The sequence below is a fragment of the Buttiauxella sp. B2 genome (assembly GCF_006376615.1).
Lineage (GTDB): Bacteria > Pseudomonadota > Gammaproteobacteria > Enterobacterales > Enterobacteriaceae > Buttiauxella.
In genome coordinates, this window is sequence record NZ_VEXQ01000006.1 from 217,745 (window position 1) to 237,865 (window position 20,121).

The 20,121-nt window shown below is 49.9% G+C and carries 18 protein-coding genes and 1 pseudogene; 10 read left to right on the forward strand and 9 right to left on the reverse strand.

What is annotated here, in order from left to right:
- Positions 1-236: 236 nt before the first annotated feature.
- The 3 genes from celB to FH968_RS09930 all read right to left on the reverse strand — a co-directional run bounded on the left by celB (position 237) and on the right by FH968_RS09930 (position 3,292).
- On the reverse strand, positions 237-1,595 hold the full coding sequence (celB, locus tag FH968_RS09920; protein WP_139878987.1) for a PTS cellobiose transporter subunit IIC: 1,359 nt from the start codon (positions 1,593-1,595) through the stop codon (positions 237-239).
- Between the two features lie 73 nt (positions 1,596-1,668).
- The gene (locus FH968_RS09925; protein WP_139878988.1) at positions 1,669-2,970 is read right to left on the reverse strand and encodes a 6-phospho-beta-glucosidase; all 1,302 of its coding nucleotides are present in this window, start codon (positions 2,968-2,970) and stop codon (positions 1,669-1,671) included.
- A gap of 16 nt (positions 2,971-2,986) precedes the next feature.
- A complete protein-coding gene (locus tag FH968_RS09930; RefSeq protein ID WP_139878989.1) occupies positions 2,987-3,292 on the reverse strand; it encodes a PTS sugar transporter subunit IIB in 306 nt (101 codons plus the stop codon).
- 274 nt (positions 3,293-3,566) lie between these two features.
- Between FH968_RS09930 and FH968_RS09935 the strand changes: the two genes are divergently transcribed.
- Positions 3,567-4,652, forward strand: a complete 1,086-nt coding sequence (locus FH968_RS09935) for a MurR/RpiR family transcriptional regulator (RefSeq protein WP_139878990.1) — start codon at positions 3,567-3,569, stop codon at positions 4,650-4,652.
- Between the two features lie 111 nt (positions 4,653-4,763).
- On the opposite strand, the gene FH968_RS09940 is transcribed toward FH968_RS09935, so the two are convergent.
- Together FH968_RS09940 and FH968_RS23855 are read right to left on the reverse strand one after the other, a co-directional pair.
- Entirely contained in the window at positions 4,764-5,984 is a 1,221-nt protein-coding gene (locus FH968_RS09940; protein WP_139878991.1) for an amino acid deaminase, read from the reverse strand.
- 96 nt (positions 5,985-6,080) lie between these two features.
- A pseudogene (locus tag FH968_RS23855) lies at positions 6,081-6,158 on the reverse strand (hypothetical protein); the annotation flags it as partial.
- A gap of 28 nt (positions 6,159-6,186) precedes the next feature.
- Here FH968_RS23855 and FH968_RS09945 point away from each other — a divergent pair.
- From FH968_RS09945 to FH968_RS09965, 5 genes are all read left to right on the forward strand, one after another.
- On the forward strand, positions 6,187-7,617 hold the full coding sequence (locus tag FH968_RS09945; RefSeq protein ID WP_139878992.1) for an amidohydrolase family protein: 1,431 nt from the start codon (positions 6,187-6,189) through the stop codon (positions 7,615-7,617).
- Between the two features lie 67 nt (positions 7,618-7,684).
- Positions 7,685-8,077 carry a RidA family protein gene (locus FH968_RS09950; RefSeq protein ID WP_139878993.1) on the forward strand — a complete coding sequence of 131 codons (393 nt, stop codon included), beginning with the start codon at positions 7,685-7,687 and terminating at the stop codon, positions 8,075-8,077.
- Between the two features lie 193 nt (positions 8,078-8,270).
- Positions 8,271-9,758, forward strand: coding sequence for a sodium:solute symporter family protein (locus FH968_RS09955; protein ID WP_139879012.1), 1,488 nt, complete (start codon positions 8,271-8,273; stop codon positions 9,756-9,758).
- Positions 9,758-10,612, forward strand: a complete 855-nt coding sequence (locus FH968_RS09960) for a 2-dehydro-3-deoxygalactonokinase (RefSeq protein ID WP_139879013.1) — start codon at positions 9,758-9,760, stop codon at positions 10,610-10,612. Before FH968_RS09955 ends, FH968_RS09960 begins: the two co-directional genes overlap by 1 nt.
- Positions 10,599-11,210 (forward strand): 2-dehydro-3-deoxy-6-phosphogalactonate aldolase, encoded by a 612-nt coding sequence (locus FH968_RS09965; RefSeq protein WP_139878994.1) that lies wholly within the window; start codon positions 10,599-10,601, stop codon positions 11,208-11,210. The genes FH968_RS09960 and FH968_RS09965 overlap by 14 nt, the downstream gene beginning before the upstream one ends.
- A 448-nt stretch (positions 11,211-11,658) precedes the next feature.
- Here the strand turns inward: FH968_RS09965 and FH968_RS09970 are convergent, their stop codons facing one another.
- The 3 genes from FH968_RS09970 to FH968_RS09980 form a co-directional block, all read right to left on the reverse strand.
- Positions 11,659-12,063, reverse strand: a complete 405-nt coding sequence (locus tag FH968_RS09970; RefSeq protein WP_139878995.1) for a dTDP-glucose pyrophosphorylase — start codon at positions 12,061-12,063, stop codon at positions 11,659-11,661.
- Positions 12,064-12,180: 117 nt separating this feature from the next.
- A complete protein-coding gene (locus FH968_RS09975) occupies positions 12,181-13,044 on the reverse strand; it encodes a MurR/RpiR family transcriptional regulator (RefSeq protein ID WP_139878996.1) in 864 nt (287 codons plus the stop codon).
- Between the two features lie 148 nt (positions 13,045-13,192).
- On the reverse strand, positions 13,193-13,450 hold the full coding sequence (locus FH968_RS09980; RefSeq protein ID WP_139878997.1) for a hypothetical protein: 258 nt from the start codon (positions 13,448-13,450) through the stop codon (positions 13,193-13,195).
- Positions 13,451-14,086: 636 nt separating this feature from the next.
- Here FH968_RS09980 and FH968_RS09985 point away from each other — a divergent pair.
- From FH968_RS09985 to FH968_RS10000, 4 genes are all read left to right on the forward strand, one after another.
- Positions 14,087-15,199, forward strand: coding sequence for an AI-2E family transporter (locus tag FH968_RS09985; protein WP_139878998.1), 1,113 nt, complete (start codon positions 14,087-14,089; stop codon positions 15,197-15,199).
- Between the two features lie 60 nt (positions 15,200-15,259).
- Positions 15,260-15,685 carry an ion channel gene (locus tag FH968_RS09990; protein ID WP_139878999.1) on the forward strand — a complete coding sequence of 142 codons (426 nt, stop codon included), beginning with the start codon at positions 15,260-15,262 and terminating at the stop codon, positions 15,683-15,685.
- Positions 15,686-15,779: 94 nt separating this feature from the next.
- A complete protein-coding gene (locus FH968_RS09995; protein WP_139879000.1) occupies positions 15,780-17,660 on the forward strand; it encodes a potassium transporter Kup in 1,881 nt (626 codons plus the stop codon).
- Between the two features lie 353 nt (positions 17,661-18,013).
- Positions 18,014-18,466 carry a DUF4440 domain-containing protein gene (locus tag FH968_RS10000; protein ID WP_139879001.1) on the forward strand — a complete coding sequence of 151 codons (453 nt, stop codon included), beginning with the start codon at positions 18,014-18,016 and terminating at the stop codon, positions 18,464-18,466.
- A gap of 88 nt (positions 18,467-18,554) precedes the next feature.
- Here the strand turns inward: FH968_RS10000 and FH968_RS23655 are convergent.
- Positions 18,555-20,121, reverse strand: a 1,567-nt coding sequence (locus FH968_RS23655; protein WP_370451491.1) for a hypothetical protein, incomplete at its 5' end; no start/stop codon positions are given.

Genomic DNA, 20,121 nt, shown 5'->3' on the forward strand with positions numbered 1-20,121 from the left:
ACTTTTGAATGATGACATTTTTGTTTAAAAATAAACAAGTACCGGATTTTTGGTGTGGTTTGTGGTATCGGCAGCTTGTGAAAACTCACCGGTTCCCGCAAAAAATATGCACGTTGGTTTACAGATATGGGCGCTTTTGGGGATTTGTTGGGTGTCGCTGCACTAATCCGACCAAGGTTGAGAATATTTTGCGGGAGGAGAGGGTGGATTAACAACATCCACCCTCTATTTTGGTTTTAAGACGTTATTTGCTCAGTTATTGGCACTGCTGCTGTTTCTTTTTGCAATTTACTGGCCTGCTCTTCGCGATATTTCAGGTTATCCCAGATACGGAAGAACGGGTAATACATGACCAGCGAAATCCCCAGGTTCACGATTTGCAGTATCGAACCGGATATATGCCCGCCCGTTGCCAGGTATCCACTGACGATGATAGGTGTGGTAAACGGCAGTGCAATTCCCGCAGGTTTGGCGACAAGACCAGTAGTCATTGCCACGTAAGAAACGATGACTAATACCACTGGCGTGAGGATAAACGGCACGACCAGATACGGGTTCATCACAATTGGAATGCCGAATACCATCGGTTCGCTGATGTTAAACAAGCTGCCCGGTGCGGCGATTTTACCCAGTTGTTTCATCTGGACGCTACGGCTGCGGATCAGCATGAAAATCACCAGTCCGAGCAGGGCGCCGGTACCGCCTGGGGCAATCCACAAATCATAAAACTGCTGCGTGATGATATGCGGAATGGGTAGCCCATTCTGAAACGCCTCGAGGTTTTCTGACATGTTGCTCAACCAGACCGGGCGGATAAACACCAGAACGATGGTGTCGCCATGCAGACCCAGCATCCACAGAATACCAATCAACAATACCGAGATAATCATGCCTGGGAGCGAACCGCCAACATGGCTCATTGGGATGCCAACCAGTTCGGTTATCATGGTGTTGATATCGCCAAACGGTGTGGCTTCAACCAACAGGCGCAGCGCCAGAACAACCGCTAAAACACAGAAGCCTGGGATCAATGCCAGGAAGGATTTTGCCACCGCTGGCGGTACACCTTCTGGCATGCGGATAACCAGGTTACGGGCGTTGATAAAGCGATAAATCTCGGTTGAAAGCAGCGCAATAAGTATTGCGACAAACAATCCCTGGCTGCCAATCTGGCCCATCGGCATCACACCTTTTACCAGTTGAGCCGCGCCGCCCGCAGCTGGGGTAAACATAATGTGCTGAGGGATGGTCATAATAAACGCCACCAGGGAAACGGCCCCAGCGGTCAGCGGGTCAATGGTGCGGTATTTTTCCGCCAGGCGATAAGCGATACCAAAGGCTGAGATAATCGCCATGATGTCGTAAGTCGCCTTAACCGGATACAGCACTTTTTCCTGCCAGGTCGGGCCGAAAAACTCGCTCATCATTTGCGCATAACCCGGTATTGGCATGTAGGCAAAAATAAGGAAGAACGAGCCAATCAACATAAACGGCATATTAAGGATGATACCGTCACGCACTGAGAGCACGTGTTTTTGCCCGGCAATTTTTAGCGCGGTCGGCAGTACATATTTTTCGATAATTGATTTATTCATAGACACAGACACCCCCTGCCCGGATACGGGCTGACCGATCCGGGTATTATTATTGTTTTGGTGAATTGCTTATTTATTTGCCGAACTGCGGCAACCACGCTTTGTTGATGCTCAGGACTTCTACTACTAATGCTGAAGCCAGATTCACATCGGCCACCAGTGGATTTGCAACCAGCGCCAGTAACGCTTGCTGCTTATCACCATGAACGGCGGCCTCAATGGTCAGGCGTTCAAAATCTTTTACCTGCTGCGTCAGGCCATTCATCAGCGGTGGCAGTTTGCCAAACGCCAGTGGATGCGCGCCAAGTGCGTCAATCAGGCAATTGGTTTCAATCACCGCGTCGTCTGGCAAACCCTGAATCGCGCCGTTATTGGCGGTGTTAACGACCATCTCTACGCCGAGATTGTTATGCAGTGCGTCAATCAATTGCACTGCAACTTCGGAATAGAACGAACCGCCACGCTGGCTGAGTTCTTCCGGCTTTTTATCAAGATTCGGGTCGGCGTACAGTTTAAATAATGATTCTTCAACCTTCATGACCTGCTCGGCACGTGTGCCTTTGGTCGCGGCGTCAGACAGCTCGTCTTCAAGCATGGTGCGCGTTTGCCAGAAGTAGCGGTGATAAGGGCAGGGAATGGCACGCAGTGCGCGTAACATGTCGGCAGGCCACGGTATCGCTTTAATGTTGTTCATGGAAAGCAGCTCGCCATCGCACAACATTTCGATAACTTCGTCGGTGGCATCGCGCCCGTCAGCCAAAACTTTGTGTACCCAAACCATATGATTCAGACCCGCAAAGCGCAGTTTCACGGCATCGTGTGGCAGTTTCAGCATGTCGGCAATCATGTGATGCATCGTCACCGGCACATTACACAGGCCGATGATTTTTGCTTTACTGTTGCGCGATACCGCTTCCGTCACAATGCCTGCCGGATTGGTGAAGTTGATAATCCAGGCGTCTGGTGCGAGACGTTCCACCCGACGAGCAATATCGAGCATCACCGGAATAGTGCGCAGTGCTTTGGCAAATCCACCTACGCCGGTCGTTTCCTGGCCGAGTAGTTTGTGGCTTAAACCCAGACGCTCGTCGGCGGCGCGGGCGGGAAGTTGCCCCACGCGTAGTTGCGTTAAGACAAAGCTTGAGCCTTTGATAGCCTCATCGGCATCAAAATGCACCGAAACTTTCACCGTTTCCAGCCCGTTACGGTCGAGCATGCGGCGGGCGAGTGCGGCGATAATATCGACTTTCTGGCGGCCCGCTTCCACATCAACCAGTGCCAGCTCCGTTATTGGCAGTGAAGCGTGGCGCACAATCAATCCTTCAATCAATTCTGGGGTGTAACTGCTTCCCCCACCAACAACGGTAATTTTCATGCTGTTCTCCGCGGCGTTAAGCCATAAGGGCGATGGCTTTATCCAGTACGCGATCGCCGCGCATGGTGCCGTAATCCATCATATCGATCACCGCGACAGGTAAGCCGCGCGGAGTAGAAATCTCGGTCAGGCGCTGTAATTCGTACTGCACCTGGGGGCCAAGTAACACCACGTCGGCGTGGTGCAATTGGCTTTCAATTTCTGAAACCGGGAAGGCGTCGATTTCGACTTCCAGAGAACGCTTTGCGGCTTCAGCACGCATTTTCTGTACCAGCATGCTGGTGGACATCCCTGCGGCGCAGCACAACATAATTTTTTTCATTACAACTTTCCCCGTGTTTGAAAACATATTTCATACATTAGCCGTTTTGCTCAGTATTTATGAAAATTATTTTCATGAGTGTGATCGCGGTTGGATTATTGTTTTGCGGCACTCTGGCGCAGTAAAAATGTGATCTATACGGAAATAACACACATCTGATTGGTAAAGACTGTCGTGAGTCAGCCTGAGTAGACGAGATGGATTGAAAAATAATTTCAAACATTTATGATGCATTTAACGAGCAGCAAATGCCGATATCAGGACACCTCCCATTATGGATATTGTTTACCAACTGGTGCATGGGTTATCTGGACTACCCGCTGCAGAATCGCGCCTTGCACGCTTTTTCCTCGATAATTTCGCGCAGATACCCGAAGCGACGATGGAAGAATTAGCGGCAAAAGCGGGTGTTAACCCGGCCACATTGCAGCACTTTGCTCGCAGCATTGGCTGTGACGATATCAATGATTTTATCGGACAGGTGCGCCATCAGCAGCAGGAAAACAACCTGAACATTGCGGCGGCACCAATGCTTGGTGATGCAGCCTGGGTTGACCCCCGCACATTGCAGAAACTGGCTACCAATGCCGGTATTGGTAGCGAAATACTTGACCGTTTCTCGCACTCAATTGGCCGTGAAAATAACGCAGATATTCTTGGCCAGATCCGCAATCGGCTGGCTGACTTCAGCCAGCAGGAATCGCGCGTGGCACAGACCATCCTTGATGATGTTTCTTTTGCCGCGTCAGCCACCATCGATCAACTTGCTACAGCTGCAGGCGTCAGCCCCGCGACAATTACTCGTTTTGCCCGCGCTGCAGGTTGTGACGATATTCGTGATTTGCGTATGAAGCTTGCGCAATCCAGTACACCCGCGCCTGTCGGGGATATGCCCGCTCCGTGGCGTGAAAAACTCAACAATGTACATAGCGCGTTAAATTCACAGTTATGTGAGCTGCAACCGTTGGCCATCAATCACGCCATCGATCGGCTAAAACAGGCGAAAGCGGTGCATATTTTCAGCGCCAGCGCAGCGGATACACCGTTTGCGAGCCTGCTTCAATACCGTCTTTTGACTCAGGGGTATCCGGCCAATATTTGCCAGGATACTGCGCTGATGAGTATCACCGCGTCTATGCTCGGCACCGGGCAGGTACTGGTGGTTTTCACCGGTTCCGCCCCGGAAAATGCCTTGATTGCGGCAGCACACCAGGCGCGTTGGCTGGGTGCGGAGATCATTATCATCGGGCAAGACGGCGGCACGCTGGTTCATCGCGAAGATGTTCACTTGCCGTTAAAAGAGTCGCGCTATGGTTCGCTGCTGGTTATCGATTTGCTTTGTGAGGGGATTGATAGCTGACAAGCTTACCGTCGTAACGAAATGGTGGATGTCGCGCACCGCTAATCCACCCAACAAATAGCTTTTGTAGGGCGGGTAAGCGTAGCGCACCCGCCAGATTTAAAGCGAAACTTAGAACGCCGTCTCTAACGTTTCCAGTACGTTGTACTCGTCATCGATCAAAAACAGTGCTTTCCATTTGTCGAACGTCAGGCAAGGGTGGGAGGTGCTGAACACCAGAATATCCCCCACCTGTACGTCGGCACCTGGCTTGATTTTCAGCATGGCATGTTGGTCCATAATGCCGGTAGTTTCCAGTGCATCAGGCGTGAATTCTACTGCTTTGCCTGCGCGGTAATGTGCGACGGGCTGTGGCAACCCTGCGTCAAACGCGCTGTCGCGTTTACCGAAGTTCACAATGGCACGATCGCTTTCTGGCACCGATTGCACCATCGCAATCAGCTCTAATGCAGAAACTAAATCCCCGCCTAAATCGCAGGCGACGTTGTCGCGCGCCATTAACTCGTCCTGTGCTTCTTGATAAATTCCGGCATCGTGCGTGATGTAACAACCGGGGCGGATCACCACGCGGCAGTTTGCTGGTTTTTTCGCTTCCAGCCAGACATTGCACACCACGTCATACCAGACCGACCCCGCACCGGTAAGAATAAATTCGCCATCCACATACTGCTCAAGCTGGCAGGCGAGGGCTGCGGCATCACGTAGTAATGCTTCCACTTTTGGCTGCGGGTTTTCTCCGTGCAGCACACCTTCGTACAGCTCCAGCCCGCGTAAACGCAAGCCAGGCAAGGTCGCAATTGTTTCCGCTAATGCCAGTGCCTGTTGCGTGGTGCGGCAACCGCAACGCCCGCCGGGTACACCTAACTCAAGCAAAATATCTAACGTTTGGTTTTTAGCACTAAAGAAGTCGGAAAGCGTTTTGGCATTGGCAACGCTGTCGACACAGCACAGGTAATCGACGTCCTGATAGTGTGCTTTTAACTCAGACACAACCTGCATATTCGCTTTACCAACCAATTGGTTAACCATCAATACGCGTTTTACGCCGCTCACCATTGCAATGCTGGCTTGCCAGGCGCTGCCGACGCCAACAGCCCAGGCTCCGGCTTGTTGCTGTTGCTGGAAAATCCACGGCGTCATGGTGGTTTTACCGTGTGGCGCAAGCAAAACGCCGCGCGCGTCTGCGTAACGCTGCATCCACTGGATATTGTTCTCTAATGCCGCTTTTTTTATCACGGCTGCAGGCAAGCAGACATCTTCATTCAGGATGTTGGCCGCAGTAAACATCGGGGCCGATTTGTGTGGGATGAGGTTACTGTTCTGGTATTTCATAACATTATTCCTTTGATTTTATCTTTTACTTCATGATGGATATCATTAGTAAATACATGAAAATATTGGAAATTATTTGTTGTTTTAAAGTTTAATGAATAAAAGTATCACAAATTCATATGAATTTTGCGTAGTCTTCCACTGTTTTTTACGCTTGTAAATGGTTAACTTTAGTCCAGCACATAACGGGGGTAAGGAAGAGATGAAGTTCGACTATCTGTTCAGGAATGTCACAGTCATTGATGGTAGCGGCGGCCCGGAATACCGCGCAGATGTTGCCGTGCAGGGCGATCGTATCGCACAAATCGCACCGGCGATAAGCGGTTCGGCACAGCACGAAATTGATGGCACAGGCCGTGTACTGGCCCCAGGTTTTATTGACGTCCATACCCACGATGATATTAACGTTATCCGTATGCCTGAATATCTGCCGAAAATCAGCCAGGGTATCACTTCGGTGATTGTCGGCAACTGCGGTATTAGCGCCGCGACGGCGACGATGAAGGGCAGTGTGCCTGATCCGATGAATTTACTCGGTGAGGTGGAGCACTTTATTTACCCAACGGTTGCCGCCTACGCGCAGGCCGTAGAACAGGCTAAACCTGCGATTAACGTCGGCACGCTGATTGGCCACACCGCGCTGCGCAACAATCATATGGACGATTTATACCGCGCCGCCACCGAGGAAGAAATTGCCGGAATGCGCGAACAGCTCCGCCTGGCATTGCAGCAGGGCGGCCTGGGATTAAGCACCGGCCTTGCTTACGGCAGCGCGTTCCAGTCCACCACTGAAGAGGTGATGGCGCTGGCCGAAGAGTTAGCTGCTGGGAAAGGTATTTACACCACTCATTTACGCTCTGAATTTGAACCGATTCTGGACGCGCTCGATGAAGCGTTTCGCATAGGCCGCCACGGCAAAGTGCCCGTTGTGGTTTCGCACCATAAATGCGCCGGGGCGAAGAACTGGGGCCGTACAGTCGAAACGTTGAAACTGTTCGATAAAGTGCGCGAACAGCAGGATGTTTCCTGCGACTGCTATCCGTATTCCGCCAGTTCTTCCACGCTGGATATGAAACAAATTACCGATGAGTTCGACATTATTGTTACCTGGTCGGAACCGCATCCTGAAGTCGCTGGGCAGTCGTTGAAACAGATTGCTGAAAGCTGGTCGCTGTCGCTTCAAGAGGCGGGGAAACTACTTATGCCCGCCGGAGCGATTTACTACAACATGGATGAGCAGGATGTGCGGCGAGTGTTGAGTTATCCGGTGACGATGGTCGGTTCAGATGGTTTGCCAAATGACCCAATGCCGCACCCACGCTTGTGGGGCGCATTCCCGCGCGTGCTGGGGCACTATAGTCGCGACGAGAAATTGTTCCCGCTCACGGTTGCCGTTCACAAAATGACGGGCATGTCAGCGGCGCGTTTCCAGCTTCCCGATCGCGGGTTGGTGAAATGCGGCTACTATGCTGATTTGGTGATGTTCGACCCAGACACTGTTCAGGACGTAGCAAGCTTTAGCGACCCTCAACAACCCGCCGCCGGCATTGAAGCTGTAATGGTTAACGGCGTGATGAGTTATGGTCGTGATAAACAGGTTATTGGCCGAGCCGGACGGTTTTTGCGCCGGTAATATTTAACAACCCTTTTCCTCTCCCAAAGTGGGGCAGGGTGAGGGTATAAACAAATAAGGAGCAACAATGAGCATTAAACGTTATGGAGTAGGTGGCAGCACCGGTACGGGCGGGCAGCGTCTACCGTTTGCCAAAGCGGTGGAAGCGGGTGGCTGGCTGTACGTTTCCGGGCAAACCCCGATGAAAGACGGTGAAGTGGTGGAAGGCGGTATTATCGAACAGTCCCGCCTGGCGATTCAGAACTGCGTGGATATCATGCAGGACGCGGGTTACACCCTGGAAGACGTGGTGCATGTGAAGGTTTTCCTGACTGATGCGCGTTATTTCCAGTCGTTTAACAAAGTGTTCAGCGAATTCTTTGCCGACCATCCGCCTGCACGTGTGTGCTGTGTGGCGGACCTGGTAGTCGATTGCAAAGTGGAAGTAGATTTGACTTGTTATCGGGCGGACAGAGGCTAGTTTTACCCTCACCCCAACCCTCTTCCTAAAAGGGAGAGGGAGCAAAGAAAATTAAATATAAAACTATTTCGGTACGCCCTCGATCGTGCCAACGGGTTTTCTGTATCTTATTTTCAGGCTACCCATTTAACCTTAACCCTACGATGACCTGTTAATACTTCAGGTACCGTTATTAAGTATTTGGAAGTGAATGATGAACAGTCAGGTATTTTTAATCGGCTTTATTATTTACGCGCTGGCCATGATTTGGATCGGTTGGTATGTTTCACGCAACCAAAAAAATGGTGATGATTTTTTACTGGGCGGCCGTTCTTTGCCAATGTTTTTAACGCTTGGCTCAACGGTTGCGACAATGGTGGGCACTGGCTCCAGTATGGGCGCAGTCGGCTTTGGTTATAGCAATGGTTGGGCGGGAATGCTCTATGGAGTGGGCGGAGCCATTGGCATATTGCTGGTCGCCTGGTTATTTGCGCCAGTGCGAAAATTTCGTTTTATGACCATGAGTGAAGAACTTTCTTATTATACGGGTGCCAGTCATTTAATTAAGAATATTGTTGGCTTACTTATTTTTATTGCTTCAATTGGCTGGCTTGGCGCGCATATCTTGGGCGGCAGTATGTATCTTTCTTGGGCGACCGGAATTGATATGACAGTGGCGAAAATAATTATCGCACTGGCTTTTGCCATTTATGTAGTCATTGGCGGATATTCTGCCGTGGTCTGGACAGATACGATTCAGGCGTTAATTCTATTTTTCGGTTTTATATTAATGGCGATTCTGGCAGTAATACATGTCGGCGGCTGGAGCGCGATTACCAGCGCGATGGATCCGAAAGCGTTAAGCTTGTTTGCCGTGGATAAATTGGGTGTTATCCCTGCGTTTTCGCTCGCAATGGTGATTGGCGTAGGGGTGCTGGCCACACCGTCTTACCGTCAGCGTATTTACTCCGGCAAGGATGTTTCATCCGTACGCCGTTCGTTTGTTTATACCGGCGTGCTGTATCTGTTTTTCTCCATTCTTCCGGCCATCATCGGTATGGCTGCGTTCACCATGAACCCGAATTTGCAAAACAGTAACTATGCCTTCCTGTTTGCCACCAGTTTCCTGCCCAGCATTTTAGGCCTGGTGGTGCTGATCGCAGGTTTGTCGGCGACCATGTCTTCTGCAAGCTCAGATGCCATTGCCGCAGTCGCTATCATGATGCGTGATCTCTACACCATGGTGACCGGCAAAATGCCTCCTGAGCACAAAGCCATCACGTTGTCTCGCTGGATGTTGGTGTTCGTAATTGGCCTGGCACTGATTTTTGCACTGACCTCCAACGACATCATTAGCTACATCACGAAAATGATTTCTACCCTGATGTCTGGATTGTTTATCTGCTCAATTCTTGGGCGTTTCTGGCTGCGTTTTAACTGGCAGGGGGCGTTAACTGCACTGCTCAGCGGGGCGGTGGTTTCTATTGTCGTACTGATAAACGATAGCTGGATGGGGTTCTGGGGTAATCCGTGCGTGCCGTCGGTACTGGCGAGTCTGGTTTGCGCGGTTGTGGTCACACTGATGACACCAGCTAGCAAAATGAGCCGTGAAGAAGCACTGGAAATGATCACCCGTGAACGTGAAGGTCAGCCGCAGACAGTAGCGGTGCCGTTGGGTAAAAGCGCAACGGAGAATGCATGATGAGCGAAAACTATATCGCCATCGACTGGGGCTCGACGCACTTGCGCGCCTGGCTATATCGCAACGGGCAGTGCGTGGACAGCTTACAACTGCCATATGGAGTAAGCCGCCTGGTTGAGCAAACCGCTCGCGAGGTGTTCGATAAATACATTCAACCGTGGCGCAAACCCGAAACGTTGCCCGTGGTGATGGCCGGAATGATTGGTAGCGACGCGGGCTGGCAGCCCGTGCCCTATCTGGCGTGCCCTGTGTCGCTGCATGAACTTAGTGCACAGCTTTATGAAGTCGCCCCGCAAGTGTGGATTGTGCCGGGTTTGAACACCTTGAGAAACGTAATGCGCGGCGAAGAAACGCAGTTGCTGGGCGCGATGCAATTGGCTCCCGCCTCTTGCTACGTTTTGCCCGGCACCCACAGCAAATGGGTGCGGGTAGCGAATGGCGTGGTGAACGGTTTTTCTACGGCGATGACCGGCGAACTACACCATGTGTTGATGAACCACTCGCTGATTGGCAAAGGGTTGCCGGAACAAAGCGAAGACCCCGCAGCATTTCAGGCCGGCCTGCAATGCGGGCTGGATTCACCCTCGTTAGTGACCCGACTTTTTGAGGCGCGTGCATTGCGAGTGCTGGGTGAACTAGCGCCAGATTCTGTCAGCGAATGGCTTTCTGGTCTGCTGATTGGCGCGGAAGTTGCGGCAATGGATGCGGTAGAAAATGTGACGCTGGTAGGTGGAGAATCGCTTTGCCGCCGTTATCGGCAGGTATTTGAAAAGGCCGGCGTAGCGGTTAGTGAAATTGCGGGCGATACCGCATTCCAACAAGGGATAAGGAGCATACTCAATGCAAGATGCTAAACCGTTAGTCGCTATTTTACGCGGCATTGAGCCTCACGAAGCCAACAGCCATGTGGCAGCGTTGATTGAAGAGGGGTTCCGCTACATTGAGATCCCATTGAATTCACCGGACTGGCAACAAAGTATCCCGCAAATGGTGAGCCGCTATGGTGAGCAGGCATGTATTGGTGCGGGAACGGTGTTGAACGTCGAACAAGTTGATTTTCTGGCGCAGGCGGGTGCAAAACTGGTGGTCACACCGAATACCAATCCGGCAGTGATTCGCCGGGCAGTAAAGGCGGGAATGCTGGTTTGCGCAGGATGTGCAACCGCCAGTGAAGCCTTTACCGCACTGGAAGCGGGTGCGCAATGGTTGAAGATTTTCCCGTCATCGGCATTTGGCCCAGCCTATATTTCTGCACTTAAAGCTGTATTGCCGCCCACCGTGCCGGTGCTGGCAGTGGGTGGTGTGACACCGGAAAATCTGCACGAATATATTCAGGCAGGTTGCGCTGGTGCGGGGCTGGGTAGTGATTTATATCGTGCTGGTCAGAGCATGGAAACCACGCGGGTTAAGGGGCGGCTTTTTATGGCGGCATTCGATGAATGTCATCGCTGATGCAAGCGGCACAAAAGAGAGCTGTCAGCATTGCTTTTGAGTAAGCGATACGGTCTTCGAGATTGGCTCTGCCGTTTACCCGTTCAGTCAACATAACCAGATCCCAGTTATCGGTGAATAGCGAACGGCAGACATTTTCGGGTTTTCAGGTACCAGCAGCCGAAAATTATAGCCCCTTGGTTTACCTCGATAGTTTTATGTAGATAAGAAGACAACAAAATTTAGTATTTCATTTTTTGTTAAAACTTCGATAATAAAAAATGTTAAGTGAAAAGAATAGTCATCACACATCAATATCAAAGTATATACAGGCTGTTTATTTTTAATTTATTTATTTTTAAAGCATGGATGTAATTATATTTATTGGAAATGATGTGAGGTTTATTTTATTACACATGCTGCGTTGGCTTAATATATATTCTAGAGTCAGTGGCCAGCTGGGGTAAGGTCATGGGTGAGGTACCGTGAATTCTAGTGCCAGCCCGATTAGTGTCATATTTTGTACCGACGGTTCCCACGATGCCGAAATGAGTGTTCCCTGGAATTTCAGTTTTTTAAACGGTCCATTAATAATGAGCCTGGCACGGAGACTGGGCAGAGCCTGGGAACTGACAGGATAAACAACGCGACCTTTAATGGTTATCGGTATTTTCCTGAGATCAATGCGCTGCAGCACGCCGATAGTGGAATAGAGCAGCGCAACTGGCGTGACGGATATCAGTGATTGAGTGGAGACACTGATAAAATCCAGCAGCAGCTCAGGTTGTAGATAGTGCAGCCCACCATGGGTTATGGTAACGCCCGGAATTTCCGGCATTGGAAACGTATGGGGTGTGAGGTGCAAATCAGTCATCGACTCGTCATCCATCAGAATAGATACATCTAGTATAAACTCCGCTTTAATAATGCGGATTTTTTAGTATGCCAGTACAACCTTATTCAGGGTGTATCCACGACTTAATCCCGTGTCCTAATCCCCCAATGGCTGCCGATCCACGCCGCCACGGTGGCTGTCCAACGCCAACTTGATACGGCGCAGGCGGTCTTTGGCTTGGTTTTTATTCGCCATCGCAAGTTCCGTTGCTAACACGTCCACCATCGCTAGCATCGCGTAGCGAGAAGTGCTCGGCTTAAAGATGTAGTCGTTTTCGCGCACGATAAGCGGCAGCACGATATCGGCGTTTTGTGCCAGAGGTGAATCTTGCGGCGTGATAGCAATAACTTTTGCACCGTATTGCCGGGCAATAGCTGCACTTTCAATGATTTCCGGCGTGTATCCACCCAGCGAAAGCGCAAGTACTACATCGTTGGGCGCTACGGAAGAACACATCATTCTCACCAACAAGCCATCACTCTGGCTGACGACCGGCAGACCCAGACGGAACAGGCGGAACTGGACTTCCTGCGCACAAATCGTTGAACCGCCACCCATCCCGATAGCCAGAATTTGCCGTGTGTCGCTCAACCATTCCACCGCTTTTTTTAGCGACTCGGGGTTTAGCGCCCGGCGGTTAATATCCAGTACATTAATGATAGTTTCGTAGATACCCTGCACGCCTTCGAGGTCTGGTACATCAAGAATAAAGCGTTGCCCCACCGCCAACGACTGCGCAAGTTTCACTTTTAATTCACGAACGTCTTTGCAGCCAATGGCACGTGCAAAACGGGTTATCGACGCCTGGCTGGTATCGGTAAGCCGCGCCATTTCAGCAATGGGCAAAGTCGCGGCAGATTGCACATCATCGAGAATAAATTGGGCGATACGCTTTTCAGTGGCGGTCAACTCCACGAAGCGGTCGGTAATACAGGAAATAATGTCGATGGAAACTGGCATGGCGCATCCTGAAAATGATAAAAAAGTGCTGGTACTTTGTACCATAAAAATCATTGGCTGTGGGATTGGCGCGGATTTGTTGGAAGTTATCGCTGAGTTTATGTAAGAAAAGACCCGTGTTTGGGGCGCGGGCCTTTAAGCGGTTACATCAATTTTGAGGCGCAGCTTTTGTGCTATCCAACGTTTGTTCATCGGCTTTAATCGAACCGCTGTTTGCCGCCCAAACACCTTCCTGGGTTTTGGTGATGGCCTCATGTTGGCCATTCAGATTTTGCCCCATGGCGGCGATATGCGTGTTTTCAGTACCGCCGCTATTATCTGCCCATGGAATAACAGGGTCTGCAGCGAGGGCAAGTAAAGGCAAGCAGAGTGCCCCGGTAAACAATGCGTAAGTGACTTTATTCATTTTTCTCACCTGATAAACATATCAAAGGAATTGCCGGTATGCGGATGACCGATTTCTCCGGCTACGGTGAATACTTTAATCCTCTTGCAGGAAAGGGGTTTTACCAACGGTAAATAGGCGTGTCCATCTGACATATCTGCTGCAAAGAAATAATAGAAAATTTAATGGGTTAGTCGTCTGGCTGCTGTTTCATAGGAAATGATTTGCACACTAATCATAATGATTAATATCTATCTGGTTTAATCATGTCAACGTCGCGATTCTATTAGGTTGGTTCGCGATTTATAAATGCCATTGAATCTGCCATATAATTAAAAATTAACGTTCCTTCAAGCTGGTTGATGTTTATTTTAAAATAAAAAACAAATTGCATTATTGTGTGCTACCACGAAAATACAGCGCGATTTATTGATTAAATATGAAATGATTACAACTGCTTACATAACATCTGTAATCGTAAGAATGATGCTTGATAGCATTTAGCCTTAACTGTTCTATCCTAATAATGATTAGGTGTATTATATTTTGAAATAATAGTTCTCTTACATTAATGCAATACCTGTTATCTGCATGCTTGGCCTTTATTATGCCAGGTTTGGATAGCTACGCTGTCACCTTCACCTGGAATAACATCTTATGGAAATTAACGAACTATCCATCGTCGAGAAAAGACTGGTTGCCAGATTTCTGGATATGTTCATCAAGCTTGGCTTTATCCTGGCACTCGGTTCCTTCTGTTTTACCGTCATTTCACCCTTTATGAATATGATGTTGTGGGCGCTTATTTTAGCGGTCACGTTGTACCCTCTTCACCAACGTTTCGCCGCCTACCTCGGGGAAAAACAAGGCTGGGCATCGGTATCAGTAGTATTGCTGGGGTTGTTGTTGGTCGTCTTGCCAACTATCGCCATGGTCAGCTCATTGGGTGATAGCGTGAGCGCGCTGGTACACAACGTGAGTGCTGAAAGCTTGGTTATCCCACCTCCTACGGCTAACGTTGCATCCATTCCTATTGTCGGTGGAAAAATCTACGTCGTGTGGATGAAAGCTGCATCTGATTTGCCCGGTATGATCACCAGTTATCGCCCGCAATTGGGGGATATAGCGAAGCAGGTTGTTGGTGTGTTGGCTAGCATGGGCGGCGGTTTAATCGGTTTTATTGTCTCCTTTATCGTTGCCGGAATCATTATGGTTTGGGGTGCCGCAGGTGCATCGAGTGCCAATCGTATCGCGATGCGTATCACAGATGAAAGCAAAGGCATGGCGCTGATTAAGCTATGTACCAGCACCATTCGTGCCGTGGCTATGGGGGTTATCGGGGTCGCGTTTATTCAGGCGCTGCTGGCAGGTATTGTCATGGCGATAGCTGGTATTCCTGCTGTCGGGATCTTCTTCGTACTGGCGCTGATTCTGGGGATTGCCCAGATCCCCGTTATTCTGGTGACCGCACCTGCAATCGCTTTAATGTGGACGATGGGCGACCACGGCATGGCCATGAATATCTTCTATACCATTTTGCTGATTATCGCCGGGATGGTGGATAACGTGCTCAAGCCATTGTTGCTGGGACGAGGTGTTGATGCACCTATGCCGATAGTGCTGTTGGGCGCGCTTGGCGGCATGGCAGCCAGTGGCATTCTTGGTATGTTCATCGGTGCGACTTTGCTTTCCATCGGTTATCGAATCTTCATGGCCTGGGTCAACGAAGGTTTGGCGAACCAGGCCGTGAATAGACATGACGCTCCATAACTTTCACATTTGGCGCCTCCAACTGAAAAGGGGGCGCCAGCCTCGCACCGGGAGCGCACTATGTTGCTGGTGCTACTAACCGGAATGCCGGTCATCCTGTGCAACATGCTGTTGCAGTCGTGTGTTTCTATCTGGAGCATCCGTTTTTACATCAAACATTTTCATCATAAAGAAGGGATGATTGCCGGAGTGCTGGCACTATTTGGCATCATCATTATCGTTCTGATGGGAAATCTGCTGCAAATCTTGCTCTGGGGGATCTTGTTCCTGTGGCTGGGCGAATTCACCAACTTAAAAGAGGCTGTTTATCACTCTGGCGTTAACTTTGCCACGTTGGGCTATGGCGACATCGTGATGAGTGCGAAGTGGAAACTACTTGGCCCATTAGAAGCGGTGAATGGCGCTTTGATGATTGGCCTGTCAGGTGCCTGCATGTTGGCGGTTCTGCAACATCATATCCGCAAGCAGCTCGGGAAATTTCGGTAACACTTCCAGATGCTGGCCCGCCACCAGATAGCTAAAGGGTACTAAAGTTAACAAGATACCCAAGTTATCGCGGTGCTGGCGAAAGGAAAGCATCATGTCTGTAAGCCATCTATCAGAAGAAAAAAATCAGAGCAGCATGACCATGCTCGCCGGTGGTGCGCTGGGTGTCGTGTTTGGCGATATCGGCACTAGTCCGCTGTATACCTTGAAAACAGTGCTATCGTTATCGGGCGATGCACCCACTCCTGATGTGATTTTAGGTTTGCTGTCGCTGATTTTCTGGGCGTTGGTCATCGTCACTTCGCTGAAATATGCCATGTTTGCAATGCGGATTGATAACCACGGCGAAGGCGGGATTTTGGCGTTAATGGCTCTGCTTGTACGCAAGAAAAGCCAGCGACCAATTGTGATTTTTGCTGCGTTGTTTGGTGCAGCACTCATTTATGGTGACGGGGCGATTACGCCGGCTATTTCAGTGCTTTCGGCGCTGGAAGGCTTGAAAATCATCCTGCCTGAATCCAAACCTTTTATTCTGCCTGGCACAGTTGCGATTCTGGTGACGTTGTTTGCCATTCAGCCACTAGGCACAGCGCGCATTGCGAAAGTATTCGGCCCGGTAATGGGGTTGTGGTTTGCCACTATTGCCGCGCTGGGAATTTGGGGCATTGCGCAATATCCCTCAGTATTGATGGCGTTAAATCCGCTGTATGGCATCCGGTTTTTGTTCTCCAACGGCATCGTGAGTTTCATGGTGCTGGGGGGCGTATTTTTGTGCGTGACCGGGGCGGAAGCGTTGTATGCCGACATGGGCCATTTCGGTAAAAAACCTATCTGGATTGCCTGGTTCGCGATTGTGTTTCCGAGCCTGCTATTAAATTACGCAGGCCAGGCCGCGCTTATTCTTTCTGGCGCGGATATCAGTCAAAATATCTTCTTCCGTTTATGCCCACCTATTATGCAAATCCCGCTGGTGATATTGGCGACGCTTGCGACAATTATTGCCAGCCAGGCCATTATTAGCGGGGCATTTTCCATGACACGGCAGGCTATTCAATTAGGATGGTTACCGCGTTTGCATATAAAGCAAACCACCGAGGAAAGTTACGGGCAGATATATATAGGCCCGATAAACGGATTGCTGATGTCAGCCACGGTATTTTTGGCGGTCTTTTTTAAATCATCGGATAGCCTGGCTGCGGCATACGGTATTGCGGTGTCGCTAACCATGATTATGACCTCGGGCCTGCTGTTTGTTTCCATGCGTGAAGTGTGGCGCTGGAGCCTGCCATTAAGCCTGCTGGTTGCGGGCATTTTTACCCTCGTTGACCTTAGCTTCCTGATTGCAAATATGGCGAAGGTGCAAGACGGTGGGTATATCCCGTTATTACTGGCGACGGCAGTCTATGTAGTGATGCTTATCTGGCATCGCGGGGCGGTTGCGGTAGCCGCAGCAATCAATGAGAAAACTGTGCCAGTGGTTGATTTTATGGCGGATATTAGCACCCGGGAAATTCCCAGAATTCCCGGTACTGCCGTGTTTCTGACCCGCACGCAATACGGCACACCCGCAGTAATGAAGTGGCACGTAAAACGTAATGGTTCACTGCACGAGCATGTTTTGGCACTCAGTATTGTGATTGATAACATCCCTCGAGTTGACCCATCCGAGCGCCTGACGGTCGAGAAACTCAACCCTGGATTTTGGCGTGCGACGGCGCTCTATGGATTTATGGAACGCCCCAATATTCCGTTATTGCTGCGTTATCCGGAAATTCAGCTTTGTAATTTAGATCTCGATGAGGTGACCTATTACATGGGGCATGAAGTGATTGTTAAGCGTGAAGGCGGCTCAGGTTTACCCGCATGGCAGCGCAACGCCTTCGCCATGATGGTTCGTAACAGTGCGCATGTGACGGATTACTACTATTTGCCAAGTGATCAGGTGGTTGGAATTAATCGCATGGTGCCCATCTAAAAGAAATATTTTCTTCTACTGTGCAAAAAGAAAAGCTGATTACGTTAAAGGAGGGGAAGGGTTTGCTGCCGACCTCGCAGGGGCGCTTTTCTATTTTTAAGCTGAAAACACTAAGCCAAAAAGGTGACAACTGCTGTACAAAAGCTGAACTATAATACTGGTATCATCTCCAGTATTACTAAAGTTATGGGCTGTTTCATCGTGTTAAATACCCTTATCCTTCAGTGATATCTCTATTTTTCACACAAGTGCATTCCAGTAATTGCCAATGGTAATTATGTGTAATTTGATTTATTTGTCCATGTTATCAAAGGTGTGTTCGTAGGCAGGCAATTTCCAACGGAATGATAAACATGAAAAAAATTATTGGTCTTGTCGTTTCACTCACTCTGCCCTCCGGTTCAGCTTTTGCCGTAACCGCCCCTGATTGTGTGAAAGTTGATAAAGCACAAATTGAAGGGTTGTTTGAAAAATGGAACGAGTCGCTGAAGACGGGTAATGCGAAGACGGTTTCTGAAAACTATCTCAGCGATGCGGTTTTACTCGCTACTGTATCTAATAAACCACGTTTGACCGACGCCGAACGCATTGACTATTTTGAGCATTTCCTCGAAAAAAAACCGATCGGGAAAATTGACTCCCGCACTATTCGACTTGGCTGCAATAAAGCCGTCGACACCGGCACTTACACCTTTACCTTTGCTGATAAAACTACCGTTTCAGCGCGTTATACCTTCACTTACGCGTGGGATGGTAAAGAGTGGAAAATCTCTACCCACCATTCTTCGGCGATGCCAGAAGGTTAATAGTAAAAAACCGGCTGCTGGGCCGGTTGAAATCTGACAAACATTTTTTGTAGGGCAGAGCAGTCGTTCGCATCTCCTGCAAATTATTCTAATAGCTGTGGTGTTCTGGCTTATGCAGCAGATGCTCCACTGAGGGTGATAACGCAGCATGATGTTCGTGTATCGCGCTCGGTGCCATAACCGGAGCCAATGATACTGGCGCGCAAAGCGTATTGCTGTGGTGATCATCTGTCACAATCAGTTGGCTAACATCATCGCTACCCTTTTCGATTTCCGTCGCTAACGAGCTGAGATCGATTTTATCCGCCCCATGGCCTTGCGTAATCGTGGCATCCACACTTTCACTTTGATTCACTTTGCCAGGATGCAACAGGGCATCCATATTGAGATCGTTATTCTCATGATGGCCGAGAATGCTCACAGAATATGTGTGATGCACATCGGGCGCGTTGTGAGCTGTCGCGAGATCGGCTGCATGATGTTGCGCTGAATTATCGTCAGCGGCAGGTGCTGGCGAAGGAGCCGGGTCATGATGTTCATAACTGCCGTGGCCTGTAATAACGGGTTTCTCATCACCATGAACGCGTATCGTAATGTCATCATGCCATGTCGACCCAGGTCCTGGATTGTCGATAACATATTTTCCATCATCCCCAACGGTATAAATGGCTCTATCCCCGTCCATAACCTCTGTGCCTTTCGGCAACCCTTCAAGCGTTATTTTGCTCAAAGAATCTGTCTTGTCATCGTCAGTCAGTGTTGCAGTGACATCGATAATATAATCATGCGCCGCAGGGGGCGGTGCTATGTGATCAAGGGTTGTCGGGCTGCCAGACGCGGTGTGAATTTTGCCATCACCAAAAATAACCCCTTCAATCTGATTACTGCCTTGCCCAAAGTACGAGCCATGCTGCCCGTCAGCAGTGGTGTAAGTCACGGTGACGCCATCTAACGTATTGACGTTATGATTGCGGTTATCGGTTTGATGCGTCGCCTCCGGAGTGACACCGTCTTGCGTCTGCACAAAAATATAATCTTTATGGCTGTCGGAATTGCCTTGTGGCTGGGTATTGCCATGCACAGAATCCAGATCTCGGTGGTTGCCATCCTGGGTATAGCCACTGCCTTTATGTACTACGAAGACGTCAGAATAGGCGCCATCTCCTCCCGGATTACCGTTGGAATAATGCATTACCTGATGACCAGGATCGGCACAGACAGGAACGTCATCCCCCTCGCTTAACCAAATACGAACCTCCGAACCGATAGCGACAATTTTGCCATCCTTCACGTCGAAACCATCTGGCGACTCACTGCCTCCGTTAACTTTAATGACATCAGATCCCGATGTATCAGCCGGGACTTCGTGAAGATTAACACTGACATCCACATGAGCGAGAGATGCCGTAACGGTGTTCTTCGTGGGAACCAGATCGGTGACGGGAACCGTATGAATCGTCGGAATCAGCTGGGCCAATGGAGTTAGTGGATGTTCCGGAGTCAGCTGAGTCAGTGGCGTTGGCGGATGTTCCGGAGTCAACTGAGTCAGTGGCGTCGGTGGACGTTCTGGAGTCAACTGGTGCAGCGGCGTCGGTGGATGTTCCGGAGTCAGCTGGTGCAGCGGCGTCGGTGGATGTTCCGGAGTCAACTGGTGC